The sequence below is a fragment of the Sphingomonas ginkgonis genome, from assembly GCF_003970925.1.
GTDB classification, from domain to species: domain Bacteria; phylum Pseudomonadota; class Alphaproteobacteria; order Sphingomonadales; family Sphingomonadaceae; genus Sphingomicrobium; species Sphingomicrobium ginkgonis.
Map to the genome: position 1 here is coordinate 2418688 of NZ_RWJF01000001.1, position 15668 is coordinate 2434355.

Annotated in this window: 9 protein-coding genes, 1 tRNA gene and 1 pseudogene; 4 read left to right on the plus strand and 7 right to left on the minus strand. The window is 68.4% G+C overall.

Annotation, left to right across the window (positions count from 1 at the left end; genetic code table 11):
• Positions 1–30 precede the first annotated feature (30 nt).
• The 4 genes from hrpB (at position 31) to HMF7854_RS11680 (ending at position 4124) form a co-directional block, all read left to right on the plus strand.
• Positions 31–2502, plus strand: a complete 2472-nt coding sequence (gene hrpB, locus HMF7854_RS11665) for an ATP-dependent helicase HrpB (RefSeq protein ID WP_126719251.1) — start codon at positions 31–33, stop codon at positions 2500–2502.
• A 47-nt stretch (positions 2503–2549) separates the two neighbouring features.
• Positions 2550–2831 carry an NADH dehydrogenase ubiquinone Fe-S protein 4 gene (locus HMF7854_RS11670; RefSeq protein WP_126719252.1) on the plus strand — a complete coding sequence of 94 codons (282 nt, stop codon included), beginning with the start codon at positions 2550–2552 and terminating at the stop codon, positions 2829–2831.
• A 68-nt stretch (positions 2832–2899) separates the two neighbouring features.
• Positions 2900–4000 (plus strand): non-hydrolyzing UDP-N-acetylglucosamine 2-epimerase, encoded by a 1101-nt coding sequence (gene wecB, locus HMF7854_RS11675; protein WP_126719253.1) that lies wholly within the window; start codon positions 2900–2902, stop codon positions 3998–4000.
• A gap of 48 nt (positions 4001–4048) precedes the next feature.
• Positions 4049–4124: transfer RNA gene (locus HMF7854_RS11680), tRNA-Glu, on the plus strand.
• A gap of 27 nt (positions 4125–4151) precedes the next feature.
• Here the strand turns inward: HMF7854_RS11680 and HMF7854_RS11685 are convergent.
• From HMF7854_RS11685 to HMF7854_RS11715, 7 genes and pseudogenes are all read right to left on the minus strand, one after another.
• Complete coding sequence (locus HMF7854_RS11685) at positions 4152–6191, minus strand: MGH1-like glycoside hydrolase domain-containing protein (protein WP_221766444.1); 2040 nt, start codon at positions 6189–6191, stop codon at positions 4152–4154.
• Positions 6191–9175, minus strand: coding sequence for a TonB-dependent receptor (locus tag HMF7854_RS11690; RefSeq protein ID WP_126719254.1), 2985 nt, complete (start codon positions 9173–9175; stop codon positions 6191–6193). Before HMF7854_RS11690 ends, HMF7854_RS11685 begins: the two co-directional genes overlap by 1 nt.
• Before the next feature lie 164 nt (positions 9176–9339).
• A pseudogene (locus HMF7854_RS11695) lies at positions 9340–10368 on the minus strand (glycoside hydrolase family 43 protein); the annotation flags it as partial.
• A 2-nt stretch (positions 10369–10370) separates the two neighbouring features.
• Positions 10371–11402 carry an arabinan endo-1,5-alpha-L-arabinosidase gene (locus HMF7854_RS11700; protein ID WP_126719256.1) on the minus strand — a complete coding sequence of 344 codons (1032 nt, stop codon included), beginning with the start codon at positions 11400–11402 and terminating at the stop codon, positions 10371–10373.
• On the minus strand, positions 11399–12997 hold the full coding sequence (locus tag HMF7854_RS11705; protein WP_420822363.1) for an alpha-N-arabinofuranosidase: 1599 nt from the start codon (positions 12995–12997) through the stop codon (positions 11399–11401). The genes HMF7854_RS11700 and HMF7854_RS11705 overlap by 4 nt, the downstream gene beginning before the upstream one ends.
• 38 nt (positions 12998–13035) lie before the next feature.
• Positions 13036–14037 carry an AraD1 family protein gene (araD1, locus tag HMF7854_RS11710; protein WP_126719257.1) on the minus strand — a complete coding sequence of 334 codons (1002 nt, stop codon included), beginning with the start codon at positions 14035–14037 and terminating at the stop codon, positions 13036–13038.
• A gap of 57 nt (positions 14038–14094) precedes the next feature.
• Positions 14095–15642 (minus strand): aldehyde dehydrogenase (NADP(+)), encoded by a 1548-nt coding sequence (locus HMF7854_RS11715; protein ID WP_126719258.1) that lies wholly within the window; start codon positions 15640–15642, stop codon positions 14095–14097.
• Positions 15643–15668 lie beyond the last annotated feature (26 nt).

Below are 15668 nucleotides of genomic sequence, written 5' to 3' on the forward strand. Positions count from 1 at the left end.
ATGGCTTGCAGCGGCTCTAAGACTATCGCCATGACTGCTTCGCTCCCCATCCATGCCGTGCTTCCCGACCTGCTTTCGGCCCTCCGGAGCGGCACCCGCGCGCTGCTCATCGCACCGCCAGGCGCAGGGAAGACGACCGCGGCAGCTCCTGCGCTGCTGAATGAACCGTGGTGTACCGGGCAGATCCTCCTGCTCGTCCCGCGCCGCCTCGCGGCTCGCGCGGCGGCGGAACATATGGCGCGGCAACGGGGCGAGCAGCCCGGGGGAACGATCGGCTACCAGACCCGGCTCGACAGCAAGGCGTCCCGAGCGACCCGGATCATCGTCATGACCCACGGCGTTTTCCTGTCCCGCATCCAGGCCGACCCCGAACTGGAAGGTGTATCCGCTGTCCTGTTCGACGAGGTTCACGAACGCAGCCTGGACAGCGACCTTGCGCTCGCCCTCACCCTCGACGCTGCCGCAGCGCTGAGGGAAGAGCTGCGGGTCGTCGCCATGTCGGCGACACTCGATGGCGAGCGCTTCGGCCGTCTGCTGGGCAACCCGCCGCGGATCGAAAGCGAGGGCAAGAGCTTTCCCCTCACGGTGGAGCATGCCGGACGCGACCCGGTCGCACGGATCGAGGCGCAGGTCGCCTCGGCCTGTCGCAGGGCGCTCCTCGATCATCCCGGCTCGCTGCTCGCCTTCCTGCCGGGCGTCGCCGAGATCGAGCGAACCGCGGACCTGCTGCGCGACCTCCCGGCCGGCACCGTTCTCCACAAGCTGCACGGCGGGGTCGAACCTGCCGCGCAGCGAGCTGCCCTCGCCCGTCCGAACGAAGACCAGCGCAAGCTGGTGCTCTCCACCAGCATCGCGGAGACCAGCGTCACTCTGGAGGACGTCCAAATCGTCGTCGACAGCGGGCTCGCCCGACGACCGCGCTACGATCGCGGCGCGGGGCTGACCCGGCTGGTGACCGAGCGCGCGAGCCAGGCCTCGGTCACCCAGCGCGCCGGCCGGGCCGCGCGGCAGGCGCCGGGTGTCGCGATCCGTCTGTGGGAAGAAGCCGCAACCAGTGCACTTCCCGCGCACGAGCCCCCCGAGATCCTCGAAGCGGACCTGTCCGGGATGGTGCTCGTCACCCTGTTGTGGGGCGAGGCCGAGCCCCAGCGTCTCCCCTTCCTCGACCCGCCACCCGCACCCGCGCTGGCCGAGGCGCGCCAGCGTCTCACGTCGCTCGGCGCCATCGACGAGGACGGACGCCTGACCTCACATGGCAGGGCCATTGCCGCCCTCCCGCTCGAGCCGCGGCTCGCGCACATGCTGATCGAAGCGGGTCGACGCGGCTTCGCGAACGCGGCGGCCGATACCGCGGTTCTGCTGACCGAGCGCGGGCTCGGCGGCAACGAGCCCGACCTCGACCTTCGCCATCGACGCTGGCGGGGCGATCGCTCCCCTCGGGCCGACGCCGCGCGCGGGCTGGCACGACGCTGGGCACGGCTGGTCGCGCAATCGGAGCCGGAGCAAGGATCAGGAACAAGGCTGGAGGATGGTCTCGCCGCGTCGTTGGCCCTCGCCTTCCCCGATCGACTGTCGCGGCGCCGCGATGCCTCGGGTGAACATTGGCAGAGCGTCGGGGGCCGCGGCTTCCAGCTCGACCCGGCATCTCCGCTGGCGCGAAGCGAGTGGCTTGCCGTCGCCGCGGTCGCTGGCCGTGCCGCCGGCGCACGGATCCTGGCCGCGGCCCCGATCACGCAAGACGAGGTCCTCGCCCTGTTCGCCTCCACGGTTGAAATTCGCCACGAGGCCGACTTCGACCCGGCCAGCGGCGCCGTTGTCCCCACCCACAGTCGCCGGCTTGGCTCAATCCGCCTGTCGGCCGGTCCTGATCCGAAGCCAGATGCCGCCCTCGTTGAGCAGGCCCTGCTCGAAGGCGTGCGCCGTCATGGGGTCGGTCTGCTGCCCTGGAGCGAGGGAGCAATTGCGGTACGCGCGCGTGCCGAATTCGCGCGCAACATCGACGAGAGCATCCCTGCCCTCGACGACGAGTACCTCCTTGCGCGGCTCGACGACTGGTTGCCGCCTCTGCTCGATGGCCGTCGACGCCTCGGCGACGTGGCGCCCGGCGCGCTGCGCTCGGCACTGGACGATCTTCTCGGCTTCGAAGCAGGACGCAACCTCGCCCGACTGGCGCCCGCCGATTTCGCCTCCCCCGCCGGCACCCGCCACCCGATCGACTATGCCGCGCCCGGCGGTCCGACGGTCGAAGTTCGCGCCCAGGCACTGTTCGGCCTCGATCGCCACCCCATGGTGGGGGGTGGCCGGGTACCGCTAACGCTCGCGATTACTTCTCCCGCAGGTCGCCCGATCCAGACCAGCCGCGACCTACCCGGCTTTTGGGCAGGCAGCTGGCGCGAGGTCGCGAAGGAGATGCGCGGGCGCTATCCGCGCCACAACTGGCCGGACGACCCGGCGGCCGCGACCGCATCCCTCAAGACCAAGCGCGCTCAGGCCCGTTCCTGATCCGCGACAGACTTGATTCGCTGCGCCGCTTGCGCCACTCGCCATCCATGTCCGTCGCCCGCATCATCGAGCTCGATCGCAAGACCACCCAGTCCGGCAAGGCCAAGAACGGGCGCTGGATGCTGGAGTTCGAGCGGCAGGAAGCATTGAAGCCTGATCCGCTCACCGGCTGGAACGGCTCCGGCGACACCAATACTCAGGTGCGCCTTTACTTTGGCAGCAAGGAAGAGGCGGTTGCCTACGCGGACCGCAAGGGCCTCGCTTACCACCTCGTGGTCGCGCCGCCGGTGAGACTGAAGATCCAGGCCTACGCCGACAACTTCCGCTAGGGCTTGAACCGGCTCCGTAATGGAGTCAGACTGCGCCGGCCGGATCGCCTCACTCATGAGGTGCGGCCGTGCTTTCTCCCATCAGCGTCGTGGTCGGCACGCGTCCCGAAGCGATCAAGCTCGCGCCGGTTGTTGCAGCGTTGCGTAACCGTCGCCACCCGCTGCAGCTGGTCTTCACCGGCCAGCATCCGCTGCGCGACGGTGACTTCGGGCTCGGCGGTGCCGCTTGCCATCTCGGCATGCCGAGCTTCGGCCACCCGCGACGCTACGCGGATGCCCTTGCCCTCCGCCTGGCGCCCATTGTCCGGGCCGCCTCGCTGGTGATCGTCCAATTCGATACGTCGAGCGCGCTGGCCGGCGCACTGGCGGCGGAGGCGGCGGGCGTCCCGCTCGCCCATGTCGAAGCCGGTCTGCGAAGCTTCGACCGCACCATGCCCTGGCCGGAGGAGGAATTCCGGATCGAGATCGACGAGCGGGCGGACCTCCTGTTCGCGCCGACCCAGACCAGCGCGACCAACCTCCGGCGCGAGCGCGTCGCCGGCACCATCCACGTCACCGGCAACACCGCCATCGACGCGCTGCTGCAACGCGTTGCGGACCTCCCGCCGGCGTCCCCGCCGGCCCTGCCCTACATCCTCGTCACCTGCCACCGTCGCGAAAGCTGGGGCGGTGCCCAGGCCGCGATCGCGCTTGCGCTCGCCGCGCTGGCGCGTCGCGGCGACGTCGAGGTGCGGCTCGTCCTCCACCCCAACCCGCGTGTCCGCTCGACCATGATCGACCTGCTCGGGAAGGAAGCCAACCTCAGGCTGCTCGACCCACTCGACCACGCCGCCATGCTCCAGCAGATGCGCAACGCCCGCCTGCTGCTGAGCGATTCCGGCGGGATCCAGGAGGAAGCGCCGGCGCTCGGCATCCCGCTCCTGGTGCTGCGCGACCGCACCGAGCGCCCGGAGGCGATCGCGACCGGCAACATGCTGCTCGTCGGCACCGACGTCGCCCGGATCCTCGGTGCGGCGACCCGCGTGCTCAGCGACCCGGCGGTCCATGAGACGATGAGCCGACCGTCATTCCCCTATGGCGACGGCCGCTCGGGCGAGCGCATCGCCGACCTCCTCGTTACCTGGCTCGCAGCGCGTGACAGCAAGGCGCAAGAACGTCGCCGTGCCTGATTGACTAGCGGCTCGCCTTCCCCCATAGGCCCGGCCTCCCCGCTATTTGGCCCCTTCGTCTAGCGGTCTAGGACGTCGCCCTCTCACGGCGAAAACACGGGTTCGAGTCCCGTAGGGGTCACCAGCGTGCGCTGTTCCCGGCGCCCGCGGGTCAGTCGAACAGCTTCAGTTCCACCAGCCTGACGGGCTTTCCGATCGGCTTCGCCATAACCAGCCGGACCTTGTTCGTGCGGACGGGTGAGAAGCGGAGTTGGGTGATGCCGTTCGCCAGGACCGTGCGTGCGGTCGCGACGGCCACCCACTGCCCCGCGGCCCATCGTTCGAGCCGAACCTCGTCTGGCGCAACGATGCCGCCGTTGGCAAAGAACGCCAGCGCCGCACTGCCGATCCGCTGCTCGCGGCCGAGCTCCAGCGCGTACCATTGCTCTTGGCCGTTCGCCGCCGAGGTCCAGCCGTTCGCTAGCTCTGGGAAGAACCAGATCCGGCCGTCGACCGCATCGTGGAGCGCTTCCGGCGCCGCGTTGCTCGACGCGCTCGGGAGCGGATAGGCGTTGCGGACGAGCTGGACGGCAAGGTCGACTGGGCGGGCAATCGCGGGCAGCGGACGCGGCATGATCCCGACTTCCAGACGGCCCAACTCCCCGCGCCGCGCGACCGGCCGGCCGTCGAGCCAAACTCTCAGGCCCGCGCCGCGCTGGTAGTGCCTTCCGTCCTGATCCCAGACGATGCTGACCAGCCGCCCCTTGTAGGGGAGGTTCTGAAGCGCGAACCAACGCAGCCGACCGGATCCAGCCGAGGGCACCAGCGGATCGACCACCAGCTTGTTGCCGGATTGTGGGACCAGCCCCGCTACGGTGGTGATCAGCAGGTCGTCGAACCCGCTGTGGAAATAGTGATGGCTCCTCTCGAGCCCGACGATTGGCCGGCCGGTATCGGGATCATAATCCTCCTCGAGGTCGAGCCTGCCGTCCTGGTAGTGGAGCGCGGCATATTGCCGAAACAGCCGGAACCAGTCGTCCGCGCTTGCCACCCTTCCATGCCGATCCTGCCGGAGATAGTTGGCCAGTCCCTGCAGCACCTGGGTGGTCTGGAATGGCCAGGCCGGACCGTTCCACTGGCATTCGGGCCGCCCCGTCGCCTTGTCGTAGCGGAACTGGCGCATGTAGAAGGGATAGCTTGGCTCGACCGTCCGAAGCCCGGCTGCACCCGCCAGCTCGCGCCTGTCGAGCAGATGCGCCCAGGCATCTCGATAGTCGCTGCCGCTAACCAGCCCGAAGGTCCACGGCAGATAGCCGACCAGTTCGCGCCCGCGGATCGGCGCCCAGTAGTGCACGAACGCGTTGTCTACCTTGAAGCGATCGACGAAGTGGCCGAGCGACGGGCTCCACAGCGCCGCCAGCATGGGCCGCCGCAGCGCCTCGCTTCGTGCCTCATAGTCCGCGGCAACCGCGCCGTCTCCAGCCAGCGCGGCGATGGCTGCGATGGCACGGGCGTTCGCCGCCATGTAGCTGTTGATCGACGGTCGGAAGGACTGGCCTCCGGTGAAGCCATCCTTGCCGCCCGACGCATCGATCGAGCTGATCGTATACTCGGTCGCGTCGAGCAGCGGCTCGATCCAGTACAGGCCCTTGCTGAAGTCGAAATGGTCGTCCCACGCCCCATAGAGATGCCGCATCGCGGACAGGTGGCGGATGGCGGCGGCACGATCGCCGTCCACGAGGTAGCGGGCCCACACGGCGTCCGCGATGGCCTCGCTGAAGTGACGGTCGTTGCCGCCGTCCTCGTAGAGGTAGTTGATGTAGTCGTCGGCATAGCGCCGATCACGCAGCCAGCGCGCCTCGTAGAGGTGGAAGCCCGTCGCATCGTTGAGGCTGGCGTAGGGCTCCCGCTGCCAGCCCACGTCGTCGAGGAACTCGGTGGTGATGAAGCCCTTGGGTCCAAGGTCACGCTGGTGCGCCCGGACGATCTTCCAGCGGTAGTAATAAACCTCGTCGAGCCGCGGGTCGGAGGAGTCCCAGAAAGGAATATTGTCGACGTACCAGTTGCCGTCGTTGCCGAACCGCTCGGCCGCGATCCGGTGAGTATCGAGCGGCAGCGCCGATATACGGGCGGACGCCGGCTCTGCCGAGGCAAGGGACAGGCCGGCGGCGAGGCGAAAGGCCCAGCGGCCGGCCCTCGACCGCCCGACCATCAATCGAACGCGTAGCGAACGCCGAGCGCGAAGGTACGCGGGATCAGCACGGTGCCGAGATTGTACATCTCGAACCCGCCCTTGTCGCCGAACTTGTAATATTCCTGCTGCTTGGCCTTGGTGAGGTTGGTCGCGTCCAGGGTCAGGCCGAGCTGCTTGCTGAGGTTGTAGGTGAGCTGGAAGTCGAGGCTCTTGTCCGGTCGCCGCCAGACCCCGATCGGGTTGGCGAACAGCCGCGCCTCGTTGCGCTGGAGGAAGGCCTGGCGCCAGACGTAGGACAGGCGAGCGCCGATCGGCCCACGATCGTAGGCCGCGGTGACATTGTAGGAGAAGTTGGACACGCCGAAGAAGGAGGTCCGACTCTGCCCCGTGATGTTGCCGTTGATGTCCACTTCCGGGATGTTCTGCGACGAGCGCAGCAGCGTGAAGCTGCCCTGCGCGCCGAGCCCCTTGAACACGCCGGGAAGCCAGCGCGGGAAGAAGACGAAGCCGAACTCGCCGCCCTTGAGCACGCCGTTGGACGCGTTTTCGGGCTGGGTGATCACGAAATTGTTGGTGTTGAGCCCGGTGCCCGGGATCACCTGGAGCGAGGTGATCGGCACCACCAGCCCTTGGATGTTGCGCTTGAACAGCGTGCCGTAGATCGCGCTGTCACGATCGAAATACCATTCCGCCGACAGGTCGAGGTTCTTGGACCGCGTCGGTTGCAGGGTCGGGTTGCCACGCGAGCCCGAACCGCGCCCGACCTGGGTCAGGTCACCCGTCAACGTGTAGTTCGGGTTGAGATCCCCGAAGCCCGGACGGCGCAGCGTCTCGCCATAGTTGAAGCGCAGTCGCACGTTGCGGATCGGTTCGTACCGGACGGTGACCGACGGCAGCAGCCGATGCGCATTCGCCGACCCCGGTGTTGCGATGCCGGTGAACCGGTCGGTGAAGTTCACGTTGGTCTTCACGTCGACATAGCGGACGCCGGCCTGGGCCTGCAGCGGGCGCCCGAACAGCGGCACCTCCACGTCCGCTTGGACATAGGCGGCCTTGTTCACTTCCCGCACCCGGAACACGGGGATGAAGTTGAAGTCGCTGCTCAGCCGGATGTTGTTGGTCGTGCCGAGTGTCGACAGGTAGAGCTGGCGCACCGCGTCCGCGTTGGCGGCATTGTAGTAGCCGTTCGGCGCGATCCAGAAGGTCGGGACATCGGCCTCCCCGTCGAAGAAGTTGTGGTTCAGATAATAAGCGTCGGGACCGAGCGTCGAGAGATTGACTCCGAGCGCCCCGGCGTCGGCCGCGCGGGACAGGGCGCGCGCCGTGCGGTTGTCGTAGCGAACGCCGGCCTTGATCTGGCGGAGGAACCCGCTGTCCCACTTATACTCGCCGTCCAGGTGCAGCGTGTAGGCGCCGCCCTTGTTGATGTCGCCATTGTCGTACAGCTCGCCGACATTCCACGAGGTCGGCTGCGCCAGCAGGCGGTCGTCGGCAAAATGGTATGACGGGATGCCGTTGCCGGTGTTGAAGTTGACGTCAATCTCGCTGGCCACGCGGTTGAGCCGCTGCGCAAAGAAGGTGGTCTCGTTCTTGCTGTTCTGGCGCGACAGGTCCGCGGTGATCTTGCCGTTCTGACCGACGTCCCACTTGCCGTTCAGCGCATAGACGAAGTCGTCAGTCTTGTTCGTCGCATAGTCGCCGCTCTGGAAGCCGAACACGTTGAACGCGTTGCGCGCCTGGACGATGTTGGTGCCGTCGTAGAGCTGCACGTTGGTCGGCTGCGGCAGCCAGAAGTCAACGAAGCTGAACTGGAGGCTGTTGAAGGTGTTGCCCCGGAAGCCCGAGTAGAACATTTCGGCGGTGTAGACCGAGCGGCTGTTGGGCGACCATTGCAGCGCCGCGTTGACCGAGGGTCGCTCGCGCCGGCCGTAGAGGTCCGAGGAGAAGACCGCGTCGCGCGACAGAAGGTAGGGCGTGGCGACGCCGTTGACGAGCATGGTCGAGCCGGCCGCGTCCGGCAGGCCCGCGTCGGTGCCCGGCTGCCACTCGCCCGCGCCCGGGCCACGAATATAGGCGCCGGTGATCGGGTCGGTCGCAGCGGGGAAGATCCGCTGGTAGGGCGTGAGCCCCGTTCCGGGGGTCGGATTGCCGTCCGCGAACGGCACTTGAGCTCCGGCCGTCACCGCTTGGGTCCGATAGTTGTAGCGGGTGTAGCTGGCGTTCACGAGCACGCCGATGTCGCCGATGCCGGTTTCCCAGCGATCGCTGATCAGCCCCGAGACGATCGGATTTATCCGGCGCGATTGCTCGTCGTAGATGCCGCGGGCCACCGCCGAGATGGCGAAGCCCTTGAAGTCGAACGGGCGGCGGGTGAACACGTCGATCTGCCCGGCGATGCCGGTCTCGATCTGCTCGGCGGCGCGGGTCTTGTAGACGTCGACCCGCTTGACGAGAGTCGCGGGGATATCCTGAAGCGCGAACGCCTGGCCGGACGCGGTGAAGATGTTGCGCCCGTTGAGCGTGGTCAGCGCATCGGGCAGGCCGCGGATCGAAATGGCGCCGGCCTCGCCGGCACCGCGGTCGGTAACCTGCACGCCGGTCACCCGCTGCAGCGCCTCGATGACATTGTTGTCCGGCAGCTTGCCGACGTCCTCGGCGACGATCGAGTCCACCACCTGGGTGGCGTTGCGCTTGACGTTCAGCGCCCCGACGATCGACGCGCGGACACCGGTGACGACGATCTCGTCGCCGGACGCGGGCGCCTGGCCGGGAGCTGCGGCTGTCGTCGGCGCTGCCGCGTCGCTCGCGGCCGCATCGCTCGTGTTCGGCGCCGGCGGAGGAACGGCCGGCCCGACCGAGCGGGCGGGTGTGCCGTCGGAAGGCGTCTCCGGCGCGTCGGTCGGAACTCCACCGGTCTTCGGCGGAGTCTGCGCCAGAACAGGAGCGCTCGTCACCAGGGCCAACGCCGACACGGAACCCAGCACCACGGGCTTGAAAGCCATTGTCACTCTCCCAGAAACCGTCTGATGCGGCATTACTCCGACAAGAGATAACTATCGCCGGGTGAGTCTGGCAAGCAGATAAGTCTGGGTTTGCGCAGATATGCCTGTATTGCCGCGAGCGTGTGAAGCCGGCCACACCTAGCGATTAGTCCTACTACTCAGACGAGCGGGCCATTGGCCCGAGGTTCGCCGAAATTCGGGCTGCCGTCCGCATGGTAGCCGAATGGCTGCACCCGCGTATGGCGGTTGGGGTCGAACAGCGGATCGCCCTTGATCTTCTCATAGTCGCGACCGTGATAGACGAGCATGTCGCGGCCGCGTTCGTCTACGGTGAAGCTGTTGTGTCCCGGGCCGAACACCTTGTTGCGCGGCGACGACTGGAACACCGGCACCGGAGACTTGGTCCACGCCGCAGGGTCCATGATATCGTGGTCGGCGCGCGCGGTCAGCATCCCCATGCAGTAGCGCGCGTCGGTGGCACTGGCCGAGTAGGTGATGAACAGCTTGCCATGGCGCTGCAGGCAAGCCGGCGCCTCGGCAACCTTGAAGCCGCGCGTCTCCCACGGCAGCGTCGGCACGGTCAGCCGGGTGGCCTTAGCGGCGAGCGTCAGCGGCGTGGCCAGCGGCGCTAAATAGAGGTTGGAGTTGGTGTCGATCCCCGGCTCACGCTGCGCCCAGGCGAAGTAGCGCTGGCCCTTGTGGACGAAGCTCGTGCTGTCGAGGGTGAAGCTGTCCCAGCCGGTATCGACCTTGCCCAGCACCGACCAGCGTCCCGTCATCGGGTCCGGTCCGTCGCAGGCTACCGCATAGGTGCGGATCCGGAACACGTCCTCGCCGCCGCCGCTCGGACCGGCAGCGAAATACATGATCCAGCGCCCGCCAATCAGGTGCATTTCGGGCGCCCAGATAAAGCCCGACATCGGCCCGCTCGCCTGATGCCGCCACAACACCTTCTCGGTCGCGGTCGACAGCCCGGCGATGGTGCGCGAGCGTCGCAGCACCAACCGGTCATATTCCGGCACCGAGCCGGTCATGTAGTACCAGCCGTCGCTGTGCCGGAAGACCTGCGCATCGGCGCGATTGCGTACCAGCGGGTTGACGATCCGGGCCGCCGCGGGCCGGGCCAGCGCGGGGGCCGCGGCGAGCGCCGCACCGGCGGCAACGAAATGGCGGCGGGTGAGGTCAGATGTCATGGTCACTGCTCCGCTGTCGGCCAGCCGTCTGCGCCCCACCGCAAGGGTGCGATGCGCAGCGTCGGGGCGCCTTTGTTCTGCCGGTCGTAGGCGTGGTACACGACATAGTCGGTGCCATCCCGGTCGTGCAGGAAGCCAGCATGGCCCGGCCCGCGCCAGCGCTGCTGTTCCTGCAGGTCGGCGCGAAGGAGGACGGTGCCGCCGCCCTCCAGCATCGAGCTGCCGTCCTTGCCGAGATAGGGTCCGGTGACCGATTTCGATCGCCCGATCACCGTGTAATAGGTGCTGTTCACGCCCTTGCAGCAATAATCATAGGACGCGAGCAGCCAGTAGGCGCCGCCGTGAAGGATGATGAAGGGTGCCTCGACCGTGTCCGGCGCGCCGACCGGCACCGGCCGCCGGGCGATCGCGATCGGCCTCGTACCGCGCGCCGGCTTGCCGGTCGCCGGATCGAGCCGGAACAGCTTCAATCCACTCCAGAAGCTGCCGAGCGCAAGCCACTGACCGCCTGCAGCGTCGATCACCAGGTTGGGGTCGATCGCGTTGAAGTCGTCGCGCTCGGTCGACTGCACCACCAGCCCCTCGTCGCGCCACCCGTAGCCCGGCGCGGCGGGGTCGAGCGTCGGACTGGTGAACAGCCCAACCGCCGAGCGGTTCGAGCCGAAGGTCGAGACCGCATAGTAGAGCCGGTACCGACCGTTCACGAATGAAATGTCGGGAGCCCACATCCCCTTGGTCCCCGGCACCGCTGCTTCCGCCCAGGCAGGAATCCGATCGATCAGCGAGGCAGCCTTGGTCCAGTTCACCAGGTCGGGTGAGGACCGGCTGGTGATGAACCGCCCGCCCTCGTTCGGCATGCTGGTCCCGAAGACGTAGTAGCGATCCTTCTCGCGAATGATCACCGGGTCGTGGACCGGCGTAAGGTCGCCAGCGAGACGGAGGTTGAGCGTGCCCACCAATCCGGTCGGCGCCGGCGCCGCGCCGAGCAGCGCTCCGGCGGCGACCAGCGGAAGCAGGCCTCGCGCGATCCTCATCGCAGCTCCAGCACGACCACCGACTTCGGCGGTAGGGTGACGCTCAGCGTGCCGCCTGTGATCCGCGCGCCCTCGAATGCCGCGGGGTGGACCGTGTTCGGTGCGTCGAAGCTGTTGAGCGCGGTCATCGCCGGCGCGGTCAGGATCTGGCCGCTGGCCATGGTTGCACTGACCCCGGTGAGGCTGGTGGTCACCGGTGCCGGCCGGTTCGGATCGGCGTTCGCCAGCGCGATGTGCACCACTCCCGCCTTGTCCCGAACGGCGGAGGCGGAGACCTGCGGCATGACCCACTGATCCTTGCTGTACCAGCGTGAGTTGACCTCGATCGGCAGCACCGTCGCATCCATCCACGGCTTGTACATGGCGAACACATGATAGGTCGGCGTCAGCACCATTCGCGGTCCATCGGTGAGGATCTGCGCCTGGAGCACGTTCACCATCTGCGCGATCGCGGTCAGCTTCACCCGGTCGGCATGCCGCGCGAAGATGTTGAGGTTGATCGCGGCGACCAGCGCGTCGCGTAGCGTGTTCTGCTGGCGAAGGAAGCCGGGGTTGGTACCGGGATCGCCCGCGTACCAGGTCCCCCACTCGTCGACCGCCAGCCAGATCCGCTTCTGCGGATCATATTTGTCCATGATCGCGCTGTGGCGGGTAATGAGATCATCGATCTTCCACGCGCCCGCCAGCGTCTCGGCCCAGCCGGCCTCGTCGAACTGGGTGGCGGAGGCTCGCGGCGGCCAGCCGCCCGGGACGGTGTAGTAGTGGAGCGACAGCGCGTCGATCTGCCCGGCCGCGTTGCGGATGATCGTCTCGGTCCAGTTGTAGTCGTCGGTGTTGGCGCCCGAAGCGACCTTGGCGATCTGGGTGTTGGCCGGCGCCTTGATGAAGGTCGCGTAGCGACGGGTGACGTCGGCCGCATATTCGGCGCGCATGTTGCCGCCGCAGCCCCACAGCTCGTTGCCGACCCCGAACAAGGGCACCGCCCAGGGCTGCTTGTGACCGTTCTTCGCACGCTCGTTGGCGAGCGATCCGGCGGGCGAGGTCATATACTCGACCCACTCCGCCATCTCCTGCGGCGTGCCGTTGCCGACGTTGCCGGCGATATAGGGCTCGGCGCCGATCTGCTCGACCAGGTCCATGAACTCGTGCGTGCCGACCGCATTGGGCTCGGTCACCCCGCCCCAGTGGGTGTTGATCTTGACGGGCCGCTTGGCGCGCGGGCCGATCCCTTCGCGCCAGTGGTATTCGTCGGCGAAGCAGCCGCCCGGCCAGCGCACCACCGGCACGCCGAGGTTGCGGAGCGCCCCGACCACGTCGCGGCGGAAGCCCCGGGTGTTGGGGATCTTGGAGTTGGGCCCGACCCACAGGCCGCCGTAGATTCCGTTGCCCAGATGCTCGGCGAACTGGGTGAAGATGCGGCGGCTGTAGACCGGACCCGGCCGGTCGCCATGGAGTGTCAGCGAGGCCCCCTCGGCGGGCGGAACGATCCGCTCGAGCGGACGCGGGACGTCCTGCGCAACCGCGGCCCCGCCCAGCAGCAGCATGGCCGTCACGGCGCCCAACAGCTTCCCCTTCACGCGCACTCTCCTCGCCATTGTCGACGGGTCCGCCGCAGGGCAGCCCGCATTGTTGTTCAAAGCGCCTTCACCAGCACCGGCCGGTCGACCGCCTCTCTCGCCCGTGTCAGCGGGTTGCGCAGCGGCAGGGCGAAGGGCTCGGCCTCGATCTCGAACTGGTCGCCGACTTCGGTCCGCACGCCGTCCGAAAAGGACAGGGTCGCCGTTCCGAAGAAATGGACATGGACGTCGCCGGGACGGCGGAACTGGGCATATTTGAAGTGGTGGTGCTCGAGGTTTGCCAGCGTGTGCGACATGTTCGCCTCGCCCGACAGGAACGGCTTTTCCCACAGGATCTTGCCGTCACGGACGATCCGGCTGACTCCCTCGACATGGGCGGGCGGGTCGCCGACCAGGATCTCGGGTCCGAGCGCCGCCTGCCGCAGCTTGGAATGGGCGAGCCACAGATAGTTGTGCCGCTCGGTGACATGGTCGCTGAACTCGTTGGCGAGCGCGAGCCCGATCCGGTGCGGCGTACCGTCCGGCCCGATCAGGTAGATGCCGGCCAGCTCCGGCTCCTCGCCGCCATCCTGCGCATGCGCCGGCATCTCGAGCGGAGCGCCGGGGCCGACCAGCTGCGAGCCGTCGCCCTTGAAGAACCACTCGGGTTGCTGCCCGATCGCGCCGGCCGCAGGCTTGCCGCCCTCCAGCCCCTCGAGGAACATGCGCATCGAGTCGGTCTGGACCGCCGCGTCGGCTGCGGCGCGGTGCATCTTGTCGCGGCCCTCGGCCGAGCCGAGGTGCGTCAGCCCGGTCCCGGCCAGCAGCATGCGGGAGGGTTCCGGATGGTCGATGGGGGCGAGCAGCCGACCGGCCGCCAGCTCCTTGCCGAGATCGACGGTCGCGCCCTGCCCCGCACGCTCGACCCACTCGGCGATGCCCACGCCATCGTCGATCGCTCGTCCGGCAAGCTCGAACACGCTGGACACGCCCGGAACGGTCGACGCTCCGGAAGAAGTGGCGGCGATGACCCCCCGCGTGCCGTCTTCGGAACGATGCTGAAGCAGGCGCAGGCTCATCGACGTCACTCTCCTCCGCGGGACAAGACGACCGGCCCCGCGTGTCGTCTGTTCAGGTCAGGCCGGCTTGCCGTCGACAAGGCGGGGAGCGCCGTTGCCATCGCCACGCAGCTCCGGCGGCAGCAACGCCTCGGCAAGGTTCTGGTAGGCGACCGGCCGCAGGAAGCGGTCGATCGCCAGACTTCCGACGGACGTGGTCCGTGCGTCGGAGGTCGCCGGAAAGGGGCCGCCATGAACCATCGCATGGGTCACCTCGACCCCGGTCGGCCAGCCGTTGGCGAGGATCCGCCCGGCCTTGCGCTCGAGGATCGGGATCAGCCCGGCTGCGAACGCCTCGTCGCTCGGGTCCATCTGGATGGTCGCGGTGAGCTGGCCCTCGGCCACCCGCAGGACCTGGTGGAGCTCCTCCTCGTCGCGGCAGCGGACCAGCAGCGAGGATGGCCCGAACACCTCGTGGCCCAGCGCCGAGTCGGAGAGGAACGCGGCCGCGTCGGTCGCGAAGAAGGCAGCGTCCCCGCTCGCGACACCCTCGCCCACCTCGCCCTGCGCGATCGTCTCGACCGCCGAATGGCCCTGCAGCGCCTCGATGCCGGCGCGATAGGCGGAGTGGATCCCGCCGGTCAGCATCGTCTGGCCGGCGGCCTGGGTCAGCGCAGCGCGCGCGGCCCCGACGAACGCGTCCAGCCCTTCGCCCTCGATGGCCAGCACGAGCCCGGGATTGGTGCAGAACTGGCCCGCGCCCATCGTCAGCGACTGGACGAAGGCGCTGCCCAGCGCCGCGCCGCGCGCCCTGAGCGCCGCGGGTGCCAGCACGACCGGGTTGATGCTCGACATCTCGGCATAGACGGGGATCGGCACGGGCCGCTCCTGCGCGATGCGGACCAGCGCCAGCCCGCCGCCGCGCGAGCCGGTGAAGCCTACGGCCGCAATCCGGGGATCTCGCACCAGCGCCGAGCCAAGTTCGTTGCCGGGGCCGCTCAGATGTCCGAAGACCCCGGCGGGAAGTCCGCACGCGTCCACCGCGCGGTGGATCGCGTTGGCGACCAGCGCACCGGTCGCCGGATGTGCCGGGTGGCCCTTGACCACGACCGGGCAGCCCGCCGCCAAGGCCGACGCGGTGTCGCCCCCCGCGGTCGAGAAGGCGAGCGGGAAGTTGGAAGCACCGAACACCGCGACCGGCCCCAGCGGGATCATCCGCAGCCGGAGGTCGGGACGGGGCAGCGGTTGCCGGTCGGGCAGCGCGGGATCGATCCGCAGGCCCAGCCACGCCCCGCGCCGCACGACGTCGGCGAACAGCTTGAGTTGGCCAACCGTCCGGCCGCGCTCGCCCTCAAGCCGCGCCCGCGGCAGGCCGCTCTCGCGCATGGCGGTGACGATCAGATCGTCGCCGATGCCCATGATCTCGGCGCCGATCCGCTCGAGGAACGCCGCGCGGGTCTCGCGGTCGGTTGAACGGTAGGCGTCGAACGCCGCCTCGGCCGCGGCGCAGGCGCTGTCGACCTCATCCGCGCCGTGGACCGGGAACGTGTCGCCCCAAGTGGCGCCGGTCGACGGATCGACGGACTGGAAGCCCGCAGGCGGCTCGGAAAGGACAGAATCGGTCATAGTTACCCCCTTCATTACTCCGACTT

Bases quoted from the DNA above. Each gene is read 5' to 3' on its own strand.
- HMF7854_RS11685 (WP_221766444.1), bottom strand. From the start codon at position 6,191: ATGGTCGGGCGGTCGAGGGCCGGCCGCTGGGCCTTTCGCCTCGCCGCC.
- HMF7854_RS11705 (WP_420822363.1), bottom strand. From the start codon at position 12,997: ATGGCGAGGAGAGTGCGCGTGAAGGGGAAGCTGTTGGGCGCCGTGACG.
- HMF7854_RS11715 (WP_126719258.1), bottom strand. From the start codon at position 15,642: ATGACCGATTCTGTCCTTTCCGAGCCGCCTGCGGGCTTCCAGTCCGTC.
- HMF7854_RS11690 (WP_126719254.1), bottom strand. From the start codon at position 9,175: ATGGCTTTCAAGCCCGTGGTGCTGGGTTCCGTGTCGGCGTTGGCCCTG.
- HMF7854_RS11700 (WP_126719256.1), bottom strand. From the start codon at position 11,402: ATGAGGATCGCGCGAGGCCTGCTTCCGCTGGTCGCCGCCGGAGCGCTG.
- HMF7854_RS11670 (WP_126719252.1), top strand. From the start codon at position 2,550: ATGTCCGTCGCCCGCATCATCGAGCTCGATCGCAAGACCACCCAGTCC.
- hrpB (WP_126719251.1), top strand. From the start codon at position 31: ATGACTGCTTCGCTCCCCATCCATGCCGTGCTTCCCGACCTGCTTTCG.
- araD1 (WP_126719257.1), bottom strand. From the start codon at position 14,037: ATGAGCCTGCGCCTGCTTCAGCATCGTTCCGAAGACGGCACGCGGGGG.